28 protein-coding genes are annotated in these 17,669 nt (G+C 41.7%); 27 read left to right on the top strand and 1 reads right to left on the bottom strand.

All coding sequences use genetic code 11. From position 1 onward, the window contains the following. Positions 1-122: 122 nt before the first annotated feature. Positions 123-2,144 (bottom strand): BCCT family transporter, encoded by a 2,022-nt coding sequence (locus B1A77_RS00735; RefSeq protein ID WP_077707624.1) that lies wholly within the window; start codon positions 2,142-2,144, stop codon positions 123-125. A 355-nt stretch (positions 2,145-2,499) separates the two neighbouring features. On the opposite strand from B1A77_RS00735, the gene B1A77_RS00730 reads away from it, so the two are divergent. The 27 genes from B1A77_RS00730 (at position 2,500) to secY (ending at position 17,666) form a co-directional block, all read left to right on the top strand. Beyond that, on the top strand, positions 2,500-2,745 hold the full coding sequence (locus B1A77_RS00730; protein WP_004693552.1) for a L7Ae/L30e/S12e/Gadd45 family ribosomal protein: 246 nt from the start codon (positions 2,500-2,502) through the stop codon (positions 2,743-2,745). A 76-nt stretch (positions 2,746-2,821) separates the two neighbouring features. Beyond that, entirely contained in the window at positions 2,822-3,196 is a 375-nt protein-coding gene (rpsL, locus tag B1A77_RS00725) for a 30S ribosomal protein S12 (protein WP_004693554.1), read from the top strand. 52 nt (positions 3,197-3,248) lie between these two features. Next, complete coding sequence (gene rpsG / locus B1A77_RS00720) at positions 3,249-3,719, top strand: 30S ribosomal protein S7 (protein WP_004693556.1); 471 nt, start codon at positions 3,249-3,251, stop codon at positions 3,717-3,719. A gap of 15 nt (positions 3,720-3,734) precedes the next feature. Further along, positions 3,735-5,810, top strand: coding sequence for an elongation factor G (gene fusA, locus B1A77_RS00715; RefSeq protein ID WP_004693557.1), 2,076 nt, complete (start codon positions 3,735-3,737; stop codon positions 5,808-5,810). 50 nt (positions 5,811-5,860) lie between these two features. Continuing rightward, positions 5,861-7,048: an elongation factor Tu gene (tuf, locus tag B1A77_RS00710; RefSeq protein ID WP_012864763.1), complete on the top strand. Its 1,188-nt coding sequence runs from the start codon at positions 5,861-5,863 to the stop codon at positions 7,046-7,048. A 180-nt stretch (positions 7,049-7,228) separates the two neighbouring features. Then, complete coding sequence (gene rpsJ / locus B1A77_RS00705; protein WP_004695100.1) at positions 7,229-7,540, top strand: 30S ribosomal protein S10; 312 nt, start codon at positions 7,229-7,231, stop codon at positions 7,538-7,540. Positions 7,541-7,552: 12 nt separating this feature from the next. Continuing rightward, positions 7,553-8,194 carry a 50S ribosomal protein L3 gene (rplC, locus tag B1A77_RS00700; RefSeq protein WP_004695102.1) on the top strand — a complete coding sequence of 214 codons (642 nt, stop codon included), beginning with the start codon at positions 7,553-7,555 and terminating at the stop codon, positions 8,192-8,194. Positions 8,195-8,220: 26 nt separating this feature from the next. Further along, entirely contained in the window at positions 8,221-8,844 is a 624-nt protein-coding gene (rplD, locus tag B1A77_RS00695; RefSeq protein ID WP_077707623.1) for a 50S ribosomal protein L4, read from the top strand. Next, positions 8,844-9,128 (top strand): 50S ribosomal protein L23, encoded by a 285-nt coding sequence (gene rplW / locus B1A77_RS00690; protein WP_077707622.1) that lies wholly within the window; start codon positions 8,844-8,846, stop codon positions 9,126-9,128. Before rplD ends, rplW begins: the two co-directional genes overlap by 1 nt. A gap of 26 nt (positions 9,129-9,154) precedes the next feature. Next, the gene (rplB, locus tag B1A77_RS00685; protein ID WP_004695109.1) at positions 9,155-9,985 is read left to right on the top strand and encodes a 50S ribosomal protein L2; all 831 of its coding nucleotides are present in this window, start codon (positions 9,155-9,157) and stop codon (positions 9,983-9,985) included. 23 nt (positions 9,986-10,008) lie between these two features. Further along, positions 10,009-10,290 (top strand): 30S ribosomal protein S19, encoded by a 282-nt coding sequence (rpsS, locus tag B1A77_RS00680; RefSeq protein WP_004695110.1) that lies wholly within the window; start codon positions 10,009-10,011, stop codon positions 10,288-10,290. 13 nt (positions 10,291-10,303) lie between these two features. Then, complete coding sequence (gene rplV, locus B1A77_RS00675) at positions 10,304-10,639, top strand: 50S ribosomal protein L22 (RefSeq protein WP_004695112.1); 336 nt, start codon at positions 10,304-10,306, stop codon at positions 10,637-10,639. Between the two features lie 16 nt (positions 10,640-10,655). Next, positions 10,656-11,324 (top strand): 30S ribosomal protein S3, encoded by a 669-nt coding sequence (gene rpsC, locus B1A77_RS00670; RefSeq protein ID WP_004695113.1) that lies wholly within the window; start codon positions 10,656-10,658, stop codon positions 11,322-11,324. Further along, on the top strand, positions 11,324-11,761 hold the full coding sequence (rplP, locus tag B1A77_RS00665; protein WP_004695114.1) for a 50S ribosomal protein L16: 438 nt from the start codon (positions 11,324-11,326) through the stop codon (positions 11,759-11,761). The genes rpsC and rplP overlap by 1 nt, the downstream gene beginning before the upstream one ends. Continuing rightward, positions 11,751-11,954 (top strand): 50S ribosomal protein L29, encoded by a 204-nt coding sequence (gene rpmC, locus B1A77_RS00660; RefSeq protein ID WP_004695115.1) that lies wholly within the window; start codon positions 11,751-11,753, stop codon positions 11,952-11,954. Before rplP ends, rpmC begins: the two co-directional genes overlap by 11 nt. Before the next feature lie 39 nt (positions 11,955-11,993). Continuing rightward, on the top strand, positions 11,994-12,254 hold the full coding sequence (gene rpsQ / locus B1A77_RS00655) for a 30S ribosomal protein S17 (RefSeq protein WP_004695116.1): 261 nt from the start codon (positions 11,994-11,996) through the stop codon (positions 12,252-12,254). Positions 12,255-12,278: 24 nt separating this feature from the next. Beyond that, complete coding sequence (gene rplN, locus B1A77_RS00650; RefSeq protein ID WP_004695117.1) at positions 12,279-12,647, top strand: 50S ribosomal protein L14; 369 nt, start codon at positions 12,279-12,281, stop codon at positions 12,645-12,647. A gap of 18 nt (positions 12,648-12,665) precedes the next feature. After that, positions 12,666-12,986: a 50S ribosomal protein L24 gene (rplX, locus tag B1A77_RS00645; RefSeq protein ID WP_004695118.1), complete on the top strand. Its 321-nt coding sequence runs from the start codon at positions 12,666-12,668 to the stop codon at positions 12,984-12,986. A gap of 23 nt (positions 12,987-13,009) precedes the next feature. Then, positions 13,010-13,549 (top strand): 50S ribosomal protein L5, encoded by a 540-nt coding sequence (rplE, locus tag B1A77_RS00640; RefSeq protein ID WP_004695119.1) that lies wholly within the window; start codon positions 13,010-13,012, stop codon positions 13,547-13,549. 16 nt (positions 13,550-13,565) lie between these two features. Beyond that, the gene (gene rpsN, locus B1A77_RS00635; protein WP_004695122.1) at positions 13,566-13,835 is read left to right on the top strand and encodes a 30S ribosomal protein S14; all 270 of its coding nucleotides are present in this window, start codon (positions 13,566-13,568) and stop codon (positions 13,833-13,835) included. Between the two features lie 27 nt (positions 13,836-13,862). Further along, entirely contained in the window at positions 13,863-14,249 is a 387-nt protein-coding gene (gene rpsH, locus B1A77_RS00630) for a 30S ribosomal protein S8 (protein WP_004695128.1), read from the top strand. 24 nt (positions 14,250-14,273) lie between these two features. Beyond that, a complete protein-coding gene (gene rplF / locus B1A77_RS00625; RefSeq protein WP_004695131.1) occupies positions 14,274-14,819 on the top strand; it encodes a 50S ribosomal protein L6 in 546 nt (181 codons plus the stop codon). A gap of 17 nt (positions 14,820-14,836) precedes the next feature. Beyond that, positions 14,837-15,217: a 50S ribosomal protein L18 gene (gene rplR / locus B1A77_RS00620; RefSeq protein WP_005385510.1), complete on the top strand. Its 381-nt coding sequence runs from the start codon at positions 14,837-14,839 to the stop codon at positions 15,215-15,217. Between the two features lie 18 nt (positions 15,218-15,235). Continuing rightward, positions 15,236-15,739 carry a 30S ribosomal protein S5 gene (gene rpsE, locus B1A77_RS00615; protein ID WP_004695136.1) on the top strand — a complete coding sequence of 168 codons (504 nt, stop codon included), beginning with the start codon at positions 15,236-15,238 and terminating at the stop codon, positions 15,737-15,739. 14 nt (positions 15,740-15,753) lie between these two features. Further along, complete coding sequence (gene rpmD / locus B1A77_RS00610) at positions 15,754-15,933, top strand: 50S ribosomal protein L30 (protein WP_004695138.1); 180 nt, start codon at positions 15,754-15,756, stop codon at positions 15,931-15,933. 22 nt (positions 15,934-15,955) lie between these two features. Further along, entirely contained in the window at positions 15,956-16,402 is a 447-nt protein-coding gene (gene rplO, locus B1A77_RS00605) for a 50S ribosomal protein L15 (protein ID WP_004695141.1), read from the top strand. Between the two features lies 1 nt (position 16,403). Continuing rightward, on the top strand, positions 16,404-17,666 hold the full coding sequence (secY, locus tag B1A77_RS00600; RefSeq protein ID WP_004695143.1) for a preprotein translocase subunit SecY: 1,263 nt from the start codon (positions 16,404-16,406) through the stop codon (positions 17,664-17,666). The last annotated feature ends 3 nt before the right edge of the window (positions 17,667-17,669 follow it).

Genomic DNA, 17,669 nt, shown 5'->3' with positions numbered 1-17,669 from the left:
ACTTTGGATTAGCCGTTAAGCTATATTAACTGTATAGACCTGTTGCATAGTTGATATTGTGCGACATAATAAAAAGGGTGCACCTGCGAGGTGCACCCTTTTGTTATAGGTATTATTGGTTTCTATTCAGCTGCTTCTTCCGCGTCATGAGACATGATGTCATAACCGACGTCATCCGATAAAGTAAGATATCGTTCGTACTGTCGAATGATATCGGTAATGATATCCTCCCGTGTCATATACTGTGCATCGTATCCGGCGCGCCCGTCACTGAAATATGTCATAGGAATTGCGTTGGTGCTTTCAGTAATGTGAGGAATGTTAGGATCTTCAATGAGATGATCCGATACTTCTTGCGTAACGAGTTTGATGCCGTAGGTAAAGTTGCGCATTGATTCTTTTTCGATGGTTAACTCTACGGAAGCGTCGTTACCATTGAAATGTTTGTCAATTCTCGCAGTTAATCCGTACTCTTCGGTTAATTCTTTATTGAGCTGATACATAGCAGGCAGTGCTGTTGTTTTCATAAAGGAAATAACATCTTCCGACTGCGTTTGGTTGAGTATCTTGGCAAGACCTTGTTTCCAGTTCTTGCTGTCCCAGTAGATGGATGTGGTTGAAAGTTTTGTGTTAAAGTATTGCGTATCTGTCAATAATCCTTGCCATAAGCTGTAGCACATGATAACCATCAAGGCTGCAAATGGTAAGGCGAGAATGAGCGTTACCGATTGTAGTACATTAAGCCCACCGATGCTGAGCAAACTGATGGCAAGAAAGGACATTACAGAGCCCCACATCAAGCATTGCCACTTTGGAGATGAAGTGGATTTATCATAGGCCGCAATATTATTTAACACATAAATACCTGAATCGGCAGATGTAATAAAAAATAATGCTAATACGATAATCGATAGAAGACTAGTTAAACCGGATAAAGGTAAATATTCAAGGAATGCAAAGAGTAGTTGTTCTGGTTTATCGGTTAATGCACCGAGTGCACCGTTTGCTACTGTTTCATCGATATAAATTGCAGTATTACCAAAGATAGTAAACCAAACGATAGTAAAAACAGTTGGAATAATGAGTACCCCAAAGATGAACTCTCGAATAGTCCTACCTTTTGAAATACGCGCAATGAACATGCCCACAAATGGTGCCCAAGATAACCACCAAGCCCAGAATAGTATGGTCCAGCTGAAGAACCATGGACGGGTTTCTGGTGTATAGATAGATGTATAGAAGCTTTGCCCTAAAATATGTGATAGATAGTATCCAAAGTTTTCTACCATTGTATTTAATAGGAGTAATGTAGGACCTGCACATAGTACAAAAAGCATTAAGACTAATGCAACAGATATATTGATTTCGCTGAGCAGCTTAACGCCTTTATCAATACCTGTAACAGCAGATAGAACGGCAATGGACATAATGATGATAATGATGACCGTTTGTGCGGAAAAGTCATTAGTGGAGATGATATCAATATATAGGAACCCTGCACCTAGTTGGGCCGCACCAAATCCTAAGGTGGTTACGATACCTAATAAAGTTACACAAAGTGCGATGATATCAATAATGTGCCCTCGTGGGCCATTGATCTTATCCTTCCACAGCGGATAGAAACATGAACGTAGTGATAATGGCAACTTATAGCGAAAACCAAAATACGCTAATGCTAAAGCCATAATTCCGTATACCGTCCATGCATTGATGCCCCAGTGGAAGATGGAGCGGAATAACGCTTCCTTGGCGCTAGGAACACCATCGACTAAGCCTACAGCGGAGTGATAATGTGAGAGCGGTTCAGCAGTACCGAAGAACATGAGACCTACACCAGTACCTGCCGCAAATAACATGGCGAGCCAAGCTGTATAAGAGAATTCCGCTTCTTCATCGTCGCTACCAAGTTTGATGTCACCTAGCGAACTAAGTGCAAGAAAGATATTGAAGATAAAGAAGAGACTTATGGATAAAACATAAAACCAGCTGAAATCTTCAAATATAATATCACGAATCCCTTGGAGGATCGTTTGAGATATTTGCGGAATCAGAAGGGCACATAAGCTCAGCCCTAAGACGATAGACAAGCTACCTATAATTACAGGGGGATTAAAGTTTGAATAACGTTTAATGAGTTTAATCATATAATCTCCTTTCTTTAGTAACTTATAAATACAAATATTTGTTCTGTATTAATTTATATCATAATAAAATGGTGTTTATATTAATTTTGCATAATTGGTAAAAGAAAAAATAATAGTAAATGCATAGAATGATTATTTATACATAAAAATAATGATATATGAATAAAAAATCACTCTTCATTTATAATTCAAGTTTGAATGGAACACACGGATAAGTGTACACATAAAATGCAGCTGTAGAGCGGTGTGTGACATTGGAAATTGTTTGACATGAACTGCTGTAATTGATATACTTACATAGTGCTTTAGGCGAGGTATGCCTAATGGGCATAATTTCGTAAGGAGAATTAGTACAATGGACATTGCCCATCTGAAGTCGGTGAACAAAACAATCGGTGCCAAGCAAACGTTGAAACAAATTGCTAAAGGTGCTGTGAAGTACGTGTTCCTGGGTTGTGATAGTGATGAACGTGTGGTACAGCCTTTACGGATTGCTTGTGAAGAACAGGGAATACCTGTGAATGACAAACACACCATGGATGATCTCGGTCGTGCGTGTCGCATTAAGGTGCGGGCCACAGCTGTAGGCGTCCTACGTTAATCTTGGTAATATCCGATGTAACACTTTGTTATGACGGATCAATTATAAATCTCAAATTTGGAAAGGAGGTGCCCAAATGCCAACAATTAATCAGCTAGTACGCAAAGGCCGCATGAGCTTGACTAAAAAATCTACAGCTCCTGCCCTTCAAGAATCTCCACAAAAACGTGGTGTATGTACTCGTGTGTACACAGCTACTCCAAAGAAACCAAACTCCGCGCTTCGTAAAGTTGCCCGTGTACGTTTGACAAACGCTATTGAAGTAACTGCTTACATCCCAGGCATTGGTCACAATTTACAAGAACACAGTGTTGTACTTATCAGAGGCGGTCGTGTAAAAGACCTTCCAGGTGTGCGTTATCACATCGTTCGTGGTGCATTGGATACAGCTGGCGTACAAAATCGTATGCAAAGTCGTTCCAAATACGGCGCGAAAAAAGCTAAAAAATAATTTTAGCCATTAAACGAAATTAACACACATCATTATAAAGGAGGAATTGAACATGCCAAGAAAAGGCCCTGTTCCGAAACGTGATGTACTTCCAGATCCGGTGTACAACAGCAAATTAGTAACACGTTTCATTAACAAAGTTATGTACGATGGTAAAAAAGGCATTGCTGAAACTATCGTATATGATGCATTCGAAATTATTCGTTCCAAAATGGGTCAAGACCCAATGGAAGTTTTTGATCAAGCATTGAAAAATGTTATGCCTGTACTTGAAGTACGTGCTCGCCGTATCGGTGGTGCGAACTATCAAGTGCCAGTTGAAGTTCGTGCTGATCGCCGTCAAACCCTCGGTATTCGTTGGGTTGTAAATTATGCTCGTCTTCGTGGTGAACGCACTATGAAAGAACGTTTGGCAGGCGAATTGATGGACGCTTTCAACAATGCAGGCGCTGCAATCAAGAAAAAAGAAGATACTCATAAAATGGCAGAAGCTAATAAAGCATTTGCTCATTATCGTTGGTAATAAGAGGTGACAACTGTGGCAAGAGAGTTTTCCTTAGCAAAAACTCGTAATATCGGTATCATGGCTCACATCGATGCTGGTAAAACAACAACTACAGAACGTATCCTCTACTATACAGGTATCGTTCACAAGATCGGCGAAGTACATGAAGGCGCTGCTACGATGGACTGGATGGAGCAAGAGCAAGAACGTGGTATCACAATCACTTCTGCTGCAACAACTTGTCAATGGAAAGAACATCGTATCAATATCATCGATACTCCTGGTCACGTTGACTTTACTGTAGAAGTAGAACGTTCTCTACGTGTACTTGACGGTTCTGTTGCGGTGTTCAGTGCTAAAGGTGGCGTTGAACCTCAATCCGAAACAGTATGGCGTCAGGCTTCTAACTACGGCGTACCTCGTATCGCTTATGTAAATAAGATGGATACTGTAGGTGCTGACTTCTTCAACGTAGTTGACATGATGAAAGCTCGTTTGGGTGCAAATTCCGTAGCTATCCAAGTACCAATCGGTGCTGAAGATACTTTTGAAGGCATCATTGACTTGATGACTATGAAAGCGGAAATTTATAAATCCGATGACGGTAAAGAATATGAAATCACTGATATCCCTGCTGAATATCAAGAAGTAGCAGAAGCTCGTCGCGAAATGATGATCGATGCTATCGCTGAAACAGATGATGATATCATGATGAAATATTTGGAAGGCGAAGAAATTTCTGTGGAAGAATTGAAAGCGGCATTGCGTAAAGCTGTTATTGCTAACCAATTATTCCCAGTTCTTTGCGGTTCTTCCTATAAAAATAAAGGTGTTCAAATGTTATTGGATGCTGTTATCGATTACATGCCAGCTCCAATCGATATTCCACCTATTAAGGGTGTTGTTCCTGGAACTGAAGAAGAAACAACTCGTCCTTCTTCCGATGAAGAACCATTCTCTGCGTTGGCATTCAAAATCATGGCTGACCCTTATGTTGGTAAATTAGCGTTCTTCCGTGTGTACTCCGGTACATTGGAATCCGGCTCCTACGTTTTCAACTCCACTAAAGGTAAAAAAGAACGTATCGGTCGTATTCTTCAAATGCACGCTAACTCCCGTAAAGAAATCGAACGCGTATATTCTGGTGACATCGCTGCGGCGGTTGGCTTAAAGGATACTACTACAGGCGACACATTGTGTGATGAAAAATCTCCTGTAATTCTTGAGTCCATGGAATTCCCTGAACCAGTTATCTCCGTTGCTGTTGAACCTAAAACAAAAGCTGACCAAGAAAAAATGGGTACAGCTCTTGCTCGTTTGGCAGAAGAAGATCCTACTTTCAAAGTTCGTACTGATGAAGAAACAGGTCAAACTATTATCTCCGGTATGGGCGAACTTCACTTGGATATCATCGTTGACCGTATGAACCGTGAATTCAAAGTAGATTGTAACGTAGGTAAACCTCAAGTAGCATACCGCGAAACTATCCGTAAAGCTGTTAAGGCTGAAGGTAAATTCGTACGTCAATCTGGTGGTCGTGGTCAATATGGTCACTGCTGGTTGGAATTGATTCCTCAAGAACCAGGTGCTGGCTTCGAGTTTGAAAACAAGGTTGTAGGTGGTGCGATTCCTCGTGAATACATCGGACCTGTTGAAAGCGGTGTTAAAGAAGCTATGGAATCCGGTGTTATCGCTGGGTACCCTATGGTTGATGTTAAAGTTATCGTATTTGATGGTTCCTACCATGACGTTGACTCCAACGAAATGGCCTTCAAAATTGCTGGTTCTATGGGCTTCAAAGAAGGTGCTCGCAAAGCAGATCCTGCATTGCTTGAACCATACATGGCTGTAGAAGTAGACGTTCCTGAAGAATATATGGGCGACGTTATCGGTGACTTGAACTCTCGTCGTGGTCGCATGGACGGCATGGAAGCTCGTAATGGTTCCCAACATATCAAAGCATATGTTCCATTGAGCGAAATGTTCGGTTACGCAACTGACCTTCGTTCCAAAACGCAAGGCCGTGGTAACTACTCCATGACATTCGATCATTACGAAGAAGTTCCTAAGAAAATTGCTGAAGAAATTCAAGCAAAGAAAAACGGTTAATCTCATATTAGATTAATAGAATTACTATTTTCCTCGGAGGATAATTTAAAATGGCAAAAGAAAAATTTGAACGTACGAAACCGCATGTTAACATCGGTACAATCGGTCACGTTGACCATGGTAAAACTACTTTGACTGCTGCAATCACTAAAGTATTGGCTGAAAAAGGTCAAGCTGACTTCCAAGATTACAGCATGATCGATAAAGCTCCAGAAGAACGCGAACGCGGTATCACAATCAACACTGCACACGTTGAGTATGAAACTGCTAACCGTCACTATGCACACGTTGACTGCCCAGGCCATGCTGACTATGTTAAAAACATGATTACTGGTGCGGCTCAAATGGACGGCGCTATCTTGGTTGTATCCGCAGCTGACGGCCCTATGCCTCAAACTCGCGAACACATCTTGTTGGCTCGCCAAGTTGGTGTTCCTGCAATCGTAGTATTCTTGAACAAAGCTGACATGGTTGACGATGAAGAATTGATCGAATTGGTAGAAATGGAAGTTCGTGAACTTCTTTCTTCCTACGAATTCCCTGGCGACGAAGTACCTATCGTTGTAGGTTCCGCGTTGAAAGCTTTGGAAGGCGACGCTCAATATGTAGCTAAAATTGACGAATTGATGGACGCTGTAGACTCCTACATCCCAACACCAGTTCGTGATACTGATAAACCATTCTTGATGCCTGTGGAAGACGTTTTCACAATCACTGGTCGTGGTACAGTAGCAACTGGCCGTGTTGAACGTGGTCAAGTAAACGTTGGTGATACTGTTGAAGTAGTAGGCTTGAAAGAAAAAGCTGAACAATATGTAGTAACAGGTCTTGAAATGTTCCGTAAAGTGTTGGATTCTGCAGTAGCAGGTGACAACGTAGGTGCATTGCTTCGTGGTGTTGATCGTAAAGACATCGAACGTGGTCAAGTATTGGCTAAACCAGGCTCCATCAACCCACACACAAAATTCAAAGCAGAAGTATACGTATTGACTAAAGAAGAAGGTGGCCGTCATACTCCATTCTTCTCCAACTACCGTCCACAATTCTACTTCCGTACAACAGACGTAACAGGTGTTGTAAACCTTCCTGAAGGTGTAGAAATGTGTATGCCTGGCGATAACGTAACAATGGAAATCGAATTGATTACTCCAATCGCTATCGAAGAAGGTCTTCGCTTTGCGATCCGCGAAGGTGGCCATACAGTAGGCGCTGGCGTAGTAACAGAAATCGAAGGTTAATTTAACCTTTTATGCTCATCGTAGAATGCGTTGAGCACAATACATGCAGCACTCAGAGCGGCAGATAATGCCGCTCTCGTGTTGTGTTTTTAAACTATGAAGTAGAAGGTTGCCTCTGCGGAGGAGAATTTCTATGGAGCAGCCCATTCACGAAATGGACGACAGGAGGAATTATTAATAATGGCTAAACAGCAAAAAATCCGTATTCGCCTTAAGGCATACGACCACAAAGCTCTCGATCAAAGCGCTGCTAAGATCGTAGACACTGCAAAAAGAAATGGCGCTATGGTATCTGGTCCGATTCCATTGCCAACAGAAAAGAATATCTTCACAATTCTTCGTTCTGTACACGTAAACAAAGATTCTCGTGAACAATTCGAAATGCGTACACATAAACGCTTAATCGATATTCTTGAACCAAATTCGAAAACAGTAGATGCTATCACTCGTTTAGATTTACCAGCTGGTGTATCTATTGAAATAAAACTATAAGGAGGTGCGATAATGTCTAAAGCTATTTTGGGTAAAAAATTAGGAATGACACAAGTCTTCACAGCTGAAGGCCAATTAGTTCCTGTAACAGTAGTGGAAACTACCCCAAGCGTTGTAGTGCGCGTAAAGACTGTAGAAACAGACGGCTACGAAGCAGTACAAATTGGTTACGGTTCCATTAAAGAAAAACATTTAACAAAACCTGTAAAAGGTCAGTTCGACAAAGCTGGCGTAGCTCCAGTGAAATATCTTCGCGAAGTTCGCGTAGCTAATGCAGCTGACTACACAGTAGGCCAAACTCTGGCAGCTGATATCTTCGCAGAAGGTGAATTGGTGGACGTAGTGGGTACAGGTAAAGGTAAGGGTTTTGCTGGCACAATTAAACGCCATAACTTCTCCCGTGGTCCTGAAACTCATGGCTCCAAATCTCACCGTGAACCTGGTTCCATCGGTCCTATGATCTCCGGTGGCGGCGGTAAGGTATACAAAGGTAAAAAACTCCCTGGACAAATGGGTGGTTACAGAGTTACCGTACAACGCTTATCCGTTGTGAAAGTTGATGCTGAACGTAACCTTTTATTGGTTAAAGGTGGTATCCCAGGCGCTAAAGGTAGCTTGGTTATGGTTCGCAACACGGTTAAACCTGTTAAATAATCATTTGTCGAAAGGAGGATTATGTAATGCCTACAGTAGCAACATATAATCAATCCGGCATTAAAGTCGGTGAAATACAGTTAAACGATGCAGTATTCGGCGTTGAAGTTAACGAAGCCGTAATGCATCAAGCCGTAGTTCGTCAATTGTCTAACGAACGTCTCGGCACACATGCAACAAAAACTAGAGGTATGGTTCGTGGCGGTGGCCGCAAACCTTGGAAACAAAAAGGTACTGGCCGTGCTCGTGCAGGCTCCAGCCGTTCCCCAATCTGGATCGGTGGTGGTACTACATTTGGTCCACAACCTCGCAGCTATTACAAAGCTATGCCTCGTAAGGCTAGACGTTTAGCAGTTAAATCTGCTCTTAGCGATAAAGTGAATAATAGCGAATTATACGTTTTGGAAGAAATCACATTAGCAGCTCCTAAAACAAAAGAAGTGTTGAACATTATTAACAGCTTCAACGTTGGTGATGCAAAAGTATTGTTCATCACTGAAGGTGATGTAAATGTTGAACGTTCCGCTCGTAATATCCAAGGTGTTAAAGCTTTGGCTTGCGAAGGTATGAACATTTTCGATCTTCTTCATTACGATAAGCTCTTCATTACTAAAGGCGCTGTCGCAAAAATCGAGGAGGTGCTCGGATAATGCAATTACATGATGTACTAATCCGCCCGGTTATTACCGAAAAATCCACTATGCTTATGGAAGAAGGCAAATACACTTTCCGTGTGCCTTTGACTGCAAATAAAGTGCAAATCCGTCAAGCAGTTGAAAAAATCTTCAATGTAAAAGTAGAAAAAGTAGCTACTATTCGTGTTTTAGGTAAGACTAAACGCATGGGTCGTACACAAGGTAAACGTAGCGATTATAAAAAAGCTATCGTAACCTTAAAAGCTGGCGAATCCATTGAATTCTTTGAAGATGTCTAAGAGTCTAGTTGTAAGGAGGCCCACTAATGGCAATTAAATCATTTAAACCGTACTCCGCTGGTCGCCGGTTTATGACAGTATCCGCCTTCGACGAAATCACAGCAAGCAAACCAGAAAAATCCTTGCTCGCTAAGATTTCTCAAAAAGGTGGTCGTAACAATACTGGTAAAATGACAGTTCGTCACCAAGGTGGCGGTCACAAACGTCAATACCGTATTATTGACTTCAAACGTACTAAAGATAATATTCCAGCTAAAGTAGCAACAATCGAGTATGATCCTAACCGTTCTTCTCGTATCGCTTTGCTTAACTACGCTGATGGTGAAAAACGCTACATTTTAGCTCCTAACGGTCTAAAAGTTGGTGACGTTGTATTCTCCGGTCCTGAGTCCGATATTAAACCTGGTAACTGCTTACCATTGGCTAATATTCCAGACGGTACACAAATCCACAATATCGAATTGAAAATCGGTAAAGGTGGTCAAATCGTTCGTTCCGCTGGTACATCTGCTCAATTGATGGGTAAAGATAATGGCTACGCTATTCTTCGTTTACCATCTGGTGAAATGCGTCGTGTTCGTCAAGAGTGCCGTGCAACAATTGGTGTTGTTGGTAACGCTGACCACAGCAACCTTGTAATTGGTAAAGCTGGTCGTCATCGTTGGATGGGTGTTCGCCCTGGCAACCGTGGTGTTGTAATGAACCCTTGTGACCATCCACATGGTGGTGGTGAAGGTAAATCTCCTGTTGGTCGTAAACATCCTGTTACACCTTGGGGCAAACCAGCACATGGTGTTAAAACTCGCGACAAGAAAAAAGCTTCTAACAGCTTAATCATTAAACGTCGTACAAAATAGGATAAAGGAAAGGAGATAAAATAGTGTCCAGATCTATTAAAAAAGGCCCTTTCGTAGCAGATCATTTGCTTAAGAAAGTTGAAGCTTTAAACGAAACTAACGAAAAGAAAGTTGTAAAAACCTGGTCCCGTGCCTCTACTATTATCCCAAGTTTTGTAGGCCACACAATTGCTGTGCATGATGGTCGCAAACATGTACCTGTATTCATTACAGAAGATATGGTAGGTCATAAATTAGGTGAGTTCGCTCCTACACGTACTTATAGAGGTCATGGTAAGGACGAAAAATCTACAGGCAAAAAATAGGAGGAAATAATACATGGAAGCAAAAGCAATCGCTAGACATATCCGAATCGCGCCTCGTAAAATCCGTATCGTTGCAGATTTAGTGCGCGGTAAAAACATCGGCGAAGCATTTGCCATCTTGAAGTTCACTCCGAAAGTTGGCGCTGATGTAGTAGAAAAAGTTATGCGTTCTGCAATCGCAAACGCTGAACATAATTTCGATATGAATGTTGACAATCTTTACGTATCCGAGATCTTCGTTGATCAAGGCCCTACATTAAAACGCATTCATCCTCGTTCCCGTGGTCAAGCTTTCAAAATTTTGAAACGTACTAGCCACGTAACAGTAGTAGTTAAAGAAAGAGCTTAAGAAGGAGGGAAACAGAGTGGGTCAAAAAGTTAATCCACACGGTTTGCGTGTCGGTATCGTAAAAGATTGGGACGCAAAATGGTATGCAGATAAAGATTTCGCTGCTAATCTTCATGAAGACGTAAAAATTCGTAACTTCTTGAAAGAAACCCTTTTCATTGCTGGTATTTCCCGCATTGAAATCGAGCGTACAAATAAACGTATTAAATTGACTATCCACACTGCGAAACCAGGTATGGTTATCGGTCGTGGTGGTGCTGGTATCGAAGATATCAAAAAAGCAATGACTCGTTTCACTGATAAACAAGTGGACGTTAACATTGCAGAAATTAAACAAGCAGACATGGATGCAACATTAGTTGCTGAAAACATTGCGGGCCAATTGGAACGTCGTATCGGCTTCCGTCGTGCAATGAAACAAGCTGTAGGTCGTACAATGCGCTTAGGTGCAAAAGGTATTAAAATCATGGTAAGCGGTCGTCTTGGCGGTGCTGAAATCGCTCGTAGCGAATCCTATCGTGAAGGTTCTATTCCTTTGCATACACTTCGTGCAGACATCGACTACGGTACTGCTGAAGCTCATACAACATATGGTTGTATCGGCATTAAAGTATGGATTTACAAAGGTGAAGTTTTGCCAGAAGCAAAACAAGCACCTGCTAAGAAGGAAGAAGGTGGCAAGTAATGCTTATTCCAAAGCGCGTAAAACATCGTAAGCAATTCCGCGGCCGTATGAAAGGTCGTGCTATGCGCGGTAATACAGTGTCTCATGGTGAGTTCGGCTTGGTAGCATGCGAACCATCTTGGATCACTAACCGTCAAATCGAAGCTGCCCGTATTGCTATGACTCGTTATATCAAACGTGGTGGTAAAGTATGGATTAAAATTTTCCCTGACAAACCAATCACAGCTAAACCAGCTGGTACTCGTATGGGTTCCGGTAAAGGTTCTCCTGAATACTGGGTAGCAGTGGTTAAACCAGGTCGTGTAATGTTTGAAATGGACGGTGTGCCAGAAGCTACAGCTCGTGAAGCTATGCGTCTTGCAAGCCATAAACTTCCAATCAAATGCAAATTTGTTGTTAAGGGTAAAGAATTGGGTGGTGACGTAAATGAAGGTTAATGACATTCGCAATATGAGCGCTGCCGAAATGGAACAAAAAGTTTCCGGTCTTAAGGAAGAGTTATTTAACCTCCGTTTTCAGCTTGCAACAGGTCAATTAGAAAATCCTATGCGCATTCGTGAAGTTAAGAAGACAATCGCTCGTATTAAAACTGTACAACGTGAAGTTGAACTTAAATCTGAAAACGCATAATAACAGATTTGTTAAAGTTTGAAAAGGAGGCTTAAAATCGTGGCAGAAGAAAGAAACGTACGTAAAGTCCGCGTAGGTAAAGTTGTTAGCGACAAAATGGACAAAACTGTTGTTGTTGCTGTTGAACGTAAAGTACCTCACGCATTATATAACAAGCCAATGGTTAGCACAAAACGCTTCAAAGCTCATGATGAAAATAATGAGTGTCAAATTGGCGATACAGTTAAAATTGTAGAAACTCGTCCACTTTCTAAAGATAAATGTTGGAGAGTTGTTGAAATTCTTGAAAGACAAAAATAAGAGTGATGTAAGGAGGAATAGACGATGATCCAGCAACAAACAATTTTGAATGTTGCCGACAACACTGGTGCTAAACGTATTATGTGCATCCAAGTCATGGGCGGTTCTTATCGCAAATTCGGCAATATCGGTGACGTAATCGTTGCTTCTGTAAAAGATGCATCACCCGGTGGCGTTGTCAAGAAAGGCGACGTAGTTAAAGCTGTTATTGTTCGTTCTAAAAAAGGTATCCGCCGTCAAGACGGTTCCTATATTCGTTTCGATGAAAACGCAGCAGTAGTTATTAAAGATGACAAGACCCCTCGTGGTACTCGTATCTTTGGACCTGTAGCTAGAGAACTTCGTGAAAAAGACTTCATGAAAATCGTTTCTTTGGCTCCAGAAGTATTATAAGAAGGAGGAACGCAGCATATGGCTAAGCTACAAATCAAAAAAGGCGATACAGTTGTTGTTATCTCCGGTAAAGATAAAGGTAAGCAAGGTACAGTTATCGCAACTGAACCTAAAAAAGAACGCGTATTTGTTGAAGGCGTTAACACTGTAAAACGTCACACAAAACCTTCCCAAGCTAACCCACAAGGCGGCATCGTTACTAAAGAAGCTGGCATTCATGTTTCTAACGTAATGGTTGTCGACCCAGAAACTAAAACAGCTACTCGTATCAAAAAGGTAGAAGGCAAGGACGGTAAATTCGTTCGCGCTACTGTTAAATCCGGTACAGTACTTAAATAATCAGGAAAGGAGGAGCTACATAAATGTCTCGTTTGTTTGAACAATACAACTCTGAAATCAAAAAGAGTATGCAAGAAAAATTCCAATACGGCAATGTAATGGAAATTCCTAAATTGGAAAAAATCGTTATCAACATCGGCGTAGGTGATGCAGTAGGCAATGCAAAAGCATTGGAAGCAGCAGTTAATGACTTGACTATTATTGCTGGTCAAAAACCTGTTATCACAAAAGCTAAAAAATCCATTGCGAACTTCAAAGTTCGTGAAGGCATGGCGTTGGGTACAAAAGTTACTCTTCGTGGCGAACGCATGTATGAATTCCTTGATAGATTGATCAATGCGGCATTACCTCGTGTACGTGACTTCCGCGGTATCAGCGCTACTGCATTCGATGGCCGTGGTAACTACGCTTTGGGTCTTAAAGAACAGCTCATCTTCCCTGAAATCGAATATGATCAGGTAGAACGTGTTACTGGTATGGATATCATTATCGTAACAAGTGCTAAGACAGATGAAGAAGCTCGTGAATTGTTGACTCAATTCGGTATGCCTTTTGAAAAATAATAGGAGGAACATATAGATGGCTAAAAAATCTATGATTGAACGCGAAAAGAAACGCGCTAAAATCGTTGAAAAATATGCAGCTAAACGTGAAGCGTTAAAAGCAGCAGGTGATTATGAAGGCTTATCCAAATTACCAGCAAATGCATCCCCAACACGCTTGCACAACCGTTGCAACTTAACTGGTCGTCCTCACGGCTATATGCGTAAATTCGGTATCAGCCGTATTGCGTTCCGTGAATTGGCGTACAAAGGACAAATTCCTGGTGTTAAAAAAGCCAGCTGGTAATATTAGACGAGAGGAGGTTTTTAGATTATGGTAATGACCGATCCTATCGCGGATATGCTTACGCGCATCCGTAATGCAAACGCTGCACTTCATGAAACGGTAAACATTCCTGCATCTAGAATGAAAGCAGCCGTTCTTGACATCCTTTTACAAGAAGGCTTTGTAAAGAACGTTGAAAAAGAAGAAAACACTTTAAAAGTAACTTTGAAATATGGTTCCAATAACGAGAAAGTTATTACAGGAATTAAACGTATTTCCAAACCAGGTTTACGTGTTTACGCGAAAAAGGAAGAACTTCCTCGTGTACTTGGTGGTTTGGGTATCGCAGTTATTTCTACGTCCAAAGGCGTTATGAGCGACAAACAAGCTCGTAAAGAAGGTCTTGGTGGCGAAGTAATCGCATACGTTTGGTAATAGTAGCAATAGGAGGTAGAAATAATGTCACGTATCGGTAGAATGCCTATCGAGATCCCTGCAGGCGTTACTGTTACATATGATAACCATCATATGAACGTAAAAGGCCCTAAAGGTGAATTATCTCGCGATTTGCATCCAGATATGAATATCACTGTAGAAGGTAACACAATCACAGTAACTCGTCCTTCCGACGATAAAAATCATCGTTCCCTTCACGGTTTGACTCGCGCTCTTGTTGCTAATATGGTAACAGGCGTATCTGAAGGATTTACAAAAACTCTTGAAATCAACGGTGTTGGTTACAGAGCGGCTAAACAAGGCAATAAATTAGCTCTTACACTTGGCTTCTCTCATCCAGTAGAAATGGAAGCTCCAGCTGGTATTACAATCGACGTTCCAGCTCCTAACAAAATCGTTGTGTCTGGTGCAGACAAAGAAGTTGTAGGTGCAGTAGCAGCTGATATCCGTAAATGGAGAAAACCTGAACCTTACAAAGGTAAAGGTATCCGCTATGAAGGCGAAGTTGTTCGTCGCAAAGCTGGTAAAGCTGGTGCAAAAGGTAAATAGTAATATCATCTATATGAATGAAAGGAGTGAATATCTTGCCTCGTAAATCTAGTAGAAATATCGCTCGAGCAAAACGTCATCTTCGTATTCGCCGTCACATCTCTGGTACGGCAACTTGCCCACGTTTGAACGTTTACCGTTCTTTGAGCAACATTTACGCACAAGTAATCGATGACGTAGCAGGTACAACTTTGGTTGCTGCTAGCTCTTTAGATAAAGATTTGAACTTATCCTATGGTGGTAACGTAGCTGCTGCTAAAGCTGTTGGTGAAGCAGTTGCTAAAAAAGCTATCGCTAAAGGCATTGACACTGTAGTGTTTGACCGTGGTGGTTACATTTACCACGGCCGCGTAGCAGCCCTTGCAGAAGGTGCTCGTGAAGCAGGCTTAAAATTCTAAGAAGGAGGAACTATAGACATGGCGAGAATTGACTACACCAGTCTTGATCTTAAAGAAAGAGTAGTATTCATCAACCGCGTAGCCAAAGTAGTTAAAGGCGGTCGTCGTTTTTCCTTCAGCGCTCTTGTAGTTGTTGGTGATGGCAACGGTTATGTAGGCGTTGGCTTAGGTAAAGCAGCGGAAGTACCAGAAGCAATTCGCAAAGGTATCGATGATGCTAAGAAAAATATTGTAAACGTAGCTATTAAAAATGGTACAATCCCTCACAGCGTAACAGGCGTATTCGGTGCAGGCCGCGTATTCTTGAAACCAGCTGCTGAAGGTACTGGCGTTATCGCTGGTGGCCCTGTTCGTGCCGTATTGGAATTAGTAGGTGTTCGTAACATCTTGACTAAATCTTTGGGCTCTTCTAACCCTAACAATATGGTTCGCGCTACAATCGAAGGTTTGAAAGATTTGAAACGCGCTAGCGAAGTTGCTGAGCTTCGTGGTAAAACCGTTGAAGAAATCTATAACGCGTAATAAGGAGACAAGAAATGGCACAAGTTAAAGTAACATTAACAAGAAGCTTAATCGGTCGTCCTGAAGATCAACGCGCGACAGTTAAAGCTTTGGGCTTGAAAAAAACTAATTCTCAAGTCGTAAAAGAAGTAACACCTCAAATCGAAGGTATGCTTCATAAAGTTAGACATTTAGTAAAAGTTGAAGAAGTTTAATACTGATAAGGAGGTGCACTGAATGAAACTTCATGAATTACAACCAGCAGCTGGTTCTAAAAAAACTCGTACTCGTGTAGGCCGTGGTTTAGGTTCTGGCTTGGGTAAAACATCTGGTCGTGGTCAAAAAGGTCAAAACTCCCGTTCTGGCGGTGGCGTTCGCTCCGGTTTTGAAGGCGGCCAAATGCCTCTTTATCGTCGTTTACCAAAACGCGGTTTCAACAACAGCGTTTTTGCTAAACAATATGCTGAAGTTAACGTAGCACAATTAAATCGCTTTGAAGATGGTGCAACAGTTGATCCAGTAGCTCTTATTGAAGCTGGCATTTTGAAAAATGTACGCGATGGTATTCGTATTTTAGGTAACGGCACATTGGAAACTAAAAACTTGACTGTTATCGCTAATGGCTTCACTAAAGCTGCTGAAGAAAAAATCACAGCAGCAGGCGGAAAAGTTGAGGTGATCTAGGGTGCTAGATAGCCTCTCGAACATCTTTAAGATTACTGAGTTACGTAACAAGATTTTGTACACATTGATGATGTTTGCTGTGTTTAGAGCCGGCATTCACATCCCAGTACCAGGTGTAGATGCATCTGTTATCGAATCCTTGTTTACATCCGGTAACCTATTTGGTCTATTAGACTTGTTTGCTGGTGGTGCGCTAAGTAAGTTCTCTATCTTTGCGATGAGTATTACCCCTTACATTAATGCTTCCATCATCATGCAACTGCTTCAGTCTGTAGTTCCTCAGTTTGAAGCATGGAGTAAAGATGGTGAAGACGGGCGTAAGAAAATAGCGAAGGTAACTCGTTATGGCACCGTAGTCCTTGGCTTTGTACAAGCCGCTGGTATGGCATTTGCTCTTAGAGCAAACAACGCTTTGGTAAATAATGATTTCCTTAGCGTATTCGTTGTGGCCATCATCCTCACAGCAGGCACATGTTTGTTGATGTGGATTGGTGAGCAAATCACAGCATATGGTATAGGTAATGGTATTTCCTTGATCATCTTTGCTGGTATCGTAGCTCGATTGCCAGATGGTCTCGAAACTATTTATCAATATATCCAAAACGGAACCATTAACATGTTCCAAGCATTCTTATTTGCTGTAATTGCACTTGCGATGATCGCTGTCGTAGTGGCAGTTACACAAGGCCAACGTCGCATTCCTATCCAATACGCAAAACGCGTAGTAGGGCGTAAAATGTACGGTGGTCACTCTACATTCTTGCCGTTGAAAGTCAATCAGGCAGGTGTAATCCCAATTATCTTTGCGTCATCTGTGTTGATGTTCCCTGTAACAATTGCACAATTTATTGACAATGAATTTGTTCATAAAGCTGCTGATTTATTTACATGGGGGACGCCGTTACAAACGGCATTGTATGCGATATTGATCTTTATCTTTACGTATTTCTATACTGCAATCTCTATCAACATTACAGATATGGCAGATAATATGAAAAAATACGGTGGTTTTATCCCAGGTATTCGTGCGGGTAAACCAACTGCTGATTATGTGGATAACGTGATGACCAAGATCACTTTGGCTGGCGCTGTATTCTTAGCTGTCGTTGCTATTATACCGAATTTCCTCGGTAGTATAACCGGCGTCCAAGGCGTATACTTTGGTGGTACGGCTCTTCTCATCGTTGTAGGTGTAGCACTTGATACAATGCAACAAATTGAGTCGCTCATGGTAACACGCCACTATAAAGGCTTTGTGAAATAGGAG

Origin of the sequence: Veillonella parvula (genome assembly GCF_002005185.1) — a bacterium.
Taxonomy (GTDB): domain Bacteria; phylum Bacillota; class Negativicutes; order Veillonellales; family Veillonellaceae; genus Veillonella; species Veillonella parvula_M.
The sequence above is the reverse complement of the archived record's forward strand: the minus strand, read 5'-3'. Positions and strand labels throughout refer to the sequence as shown.

What these genes read in the sequence shown, in the direction of transcription:
- rplV (WP_004695112.1), top strand. Translation starts at nt 10,304, where the DNA reads ATGGAAGCAAAAGCAATCGCTAGACATATCCGAATCGCGCCTCGTAAA.
- rpsE (WP_004695136.1), top strand. Translation starts at nt 15,236, where the DNA reads ATGGCGAGAATTGACTACACCAGTCTTGATCTTAAAGAAAGAGTAGTA.
- rplB (WP_004695109.1), top strand. Translation starts at nt 9,155, where the DNA reads ATGGCAATTAAATCATTTAAACCGTACTCCGCTGGTCGCCGGTTTATG.
- B1A77_RS00730 (WP_004693552.1), top strand. Translation starts at nt 2,500, where the DNA reads ATGGACATTGCCCATCTGAAGTCGGTGAACAAAACAATCGGTGCCAAG.
- rplF (WP_004695131.1), top strand. Translation starts at nt 14,274, where the DNA reads ATGTCACGTATCGGTAGAATGCCTATCGAGATCCCTGCAGGCGTTACT.
- rplP (WP_004695114.1), top strand. Translation starts at nt 11,324, where the DNA reads ATGCTTATTCCAAAGCGCGTAAAACATCGTAAGCAATTCCGCGGCCGT.
- rplC (WP_004695102.1), top strand. Translation starts at nt 7,553, where the DNA reads ATGTCTAAAGCTATTTTGGGTAAAAAATTAGGAATGACACAAGTCTTC.
- rpsL (WP_004693554.1), top strand. Translation starts at nt 2,822, where the DNA reads ATGCCAACAATTAATCAGCTAGTACGCAAAGGCCGCATGAGCTTGACT.
- rpsN (WP_004695122.1), top strand. Translation starts at nt 13,566, where the DNA reads ATGGCTAAAAAATCTATGATTGAACGCGAAAAGAAACGCGCTAAAATC.
- rplW (WP_077707622.1), top strand. Translation starts at nt 8,844, where the DNA reads ATGCAATTACATGATGTACTAATCCGCCCGGTTATTACCGAAAAATCC.
- rplR (WP_005385510.1), top strand. Translation starts at nt 14,837, where the DNA reads ATGAAAGGAGTGAATATCTTGCCTCGTAAATCTAGTAGAAATATCGCT.
- rplE (WP_004695119.1), top strand. Translation starts at nt 13,010, where the DNA reads ATGTCTCGTTTGTTTGAACAATACAACTCTGAAATCAAAAAGAGTATG.
- rplD (WP_077707623.1), top strand. Translation starts at nt 8,221, where the DNA reads ATGCCTACAGTAGCAACATATAATCAATCCGGCATTAAAGTCGGTGAA.
- rplO (WP_004695141.1), top strand. Translation starts at nt 15,956, where the DNA reads ATGAAACTTCATGAATTACAACCAGCAGCTGGTTCTAAAAAAACTCGT.
- rpsG (WP_004693556.1), top strand. Translation starts at nt 3,249, where the DNA reads ATGCCAAGAAAAGGCCCTGTTCCGAAACGTGATGTACTTCCAGATCCG.
- rpmD (WP_004695138.1), top strand. Translation starts at nt 15,754, where the DNA reads ATGGCACAAGTTAAAGTAACATTAACAAGAAGCTTAATCGGTCGTCCT.
- rplN (WP_004695117.1), top strand. Translation starts at nt 12,279, where the DNA reads ATGATCCAGCAACAAACAATTTTGAATGTTGCCGACAACACTGGTGCT.
- tuf (WP_012864763.1), top strand. Translation starts at nt 5,861, where the DNA reads ATGGCAAAAGAAAAATTTGAACGTACGAAACCGCATGTTAACATCGGT.
- rpsJ (WP_004695100.1), top strand. Translation starts at nt 7,229, where the DNA reads ATGGCTAAACAGCAAAAAATCCGTATTCGCCTTAAGGCATACGACCAC.
- B1A77_RS00735 (WP_077707624.1), bottom strand. Translation starts at nt 2,144, where the DNA reads ATGATTAAACTCATTAAACGTTATTCAAACTTTAATCCCCCTGTAATT.
- rpmC (WP_004695115.1), top strand. Translation starts at nt 11,751, where the DNA reads ATGAAGGTTAATGACATTCGCAATATGAGCGCTGCCGAAATGGAACAA.
- rpsH (WP_004695128.1), top strand. Translation starts at nt 13,863, where the DNA reads ATGGTAATGACCGATCCTATCGCGGATATGCTTACGCGCATCCGTAAT.
- rplX (WP_004695118.1), top strand. Translation starts at nt 12,666, where the DNA reads ATGGCTAAGCTACAAATCAAAAAAGGCGATACAGTTGTTGTTATCTCC.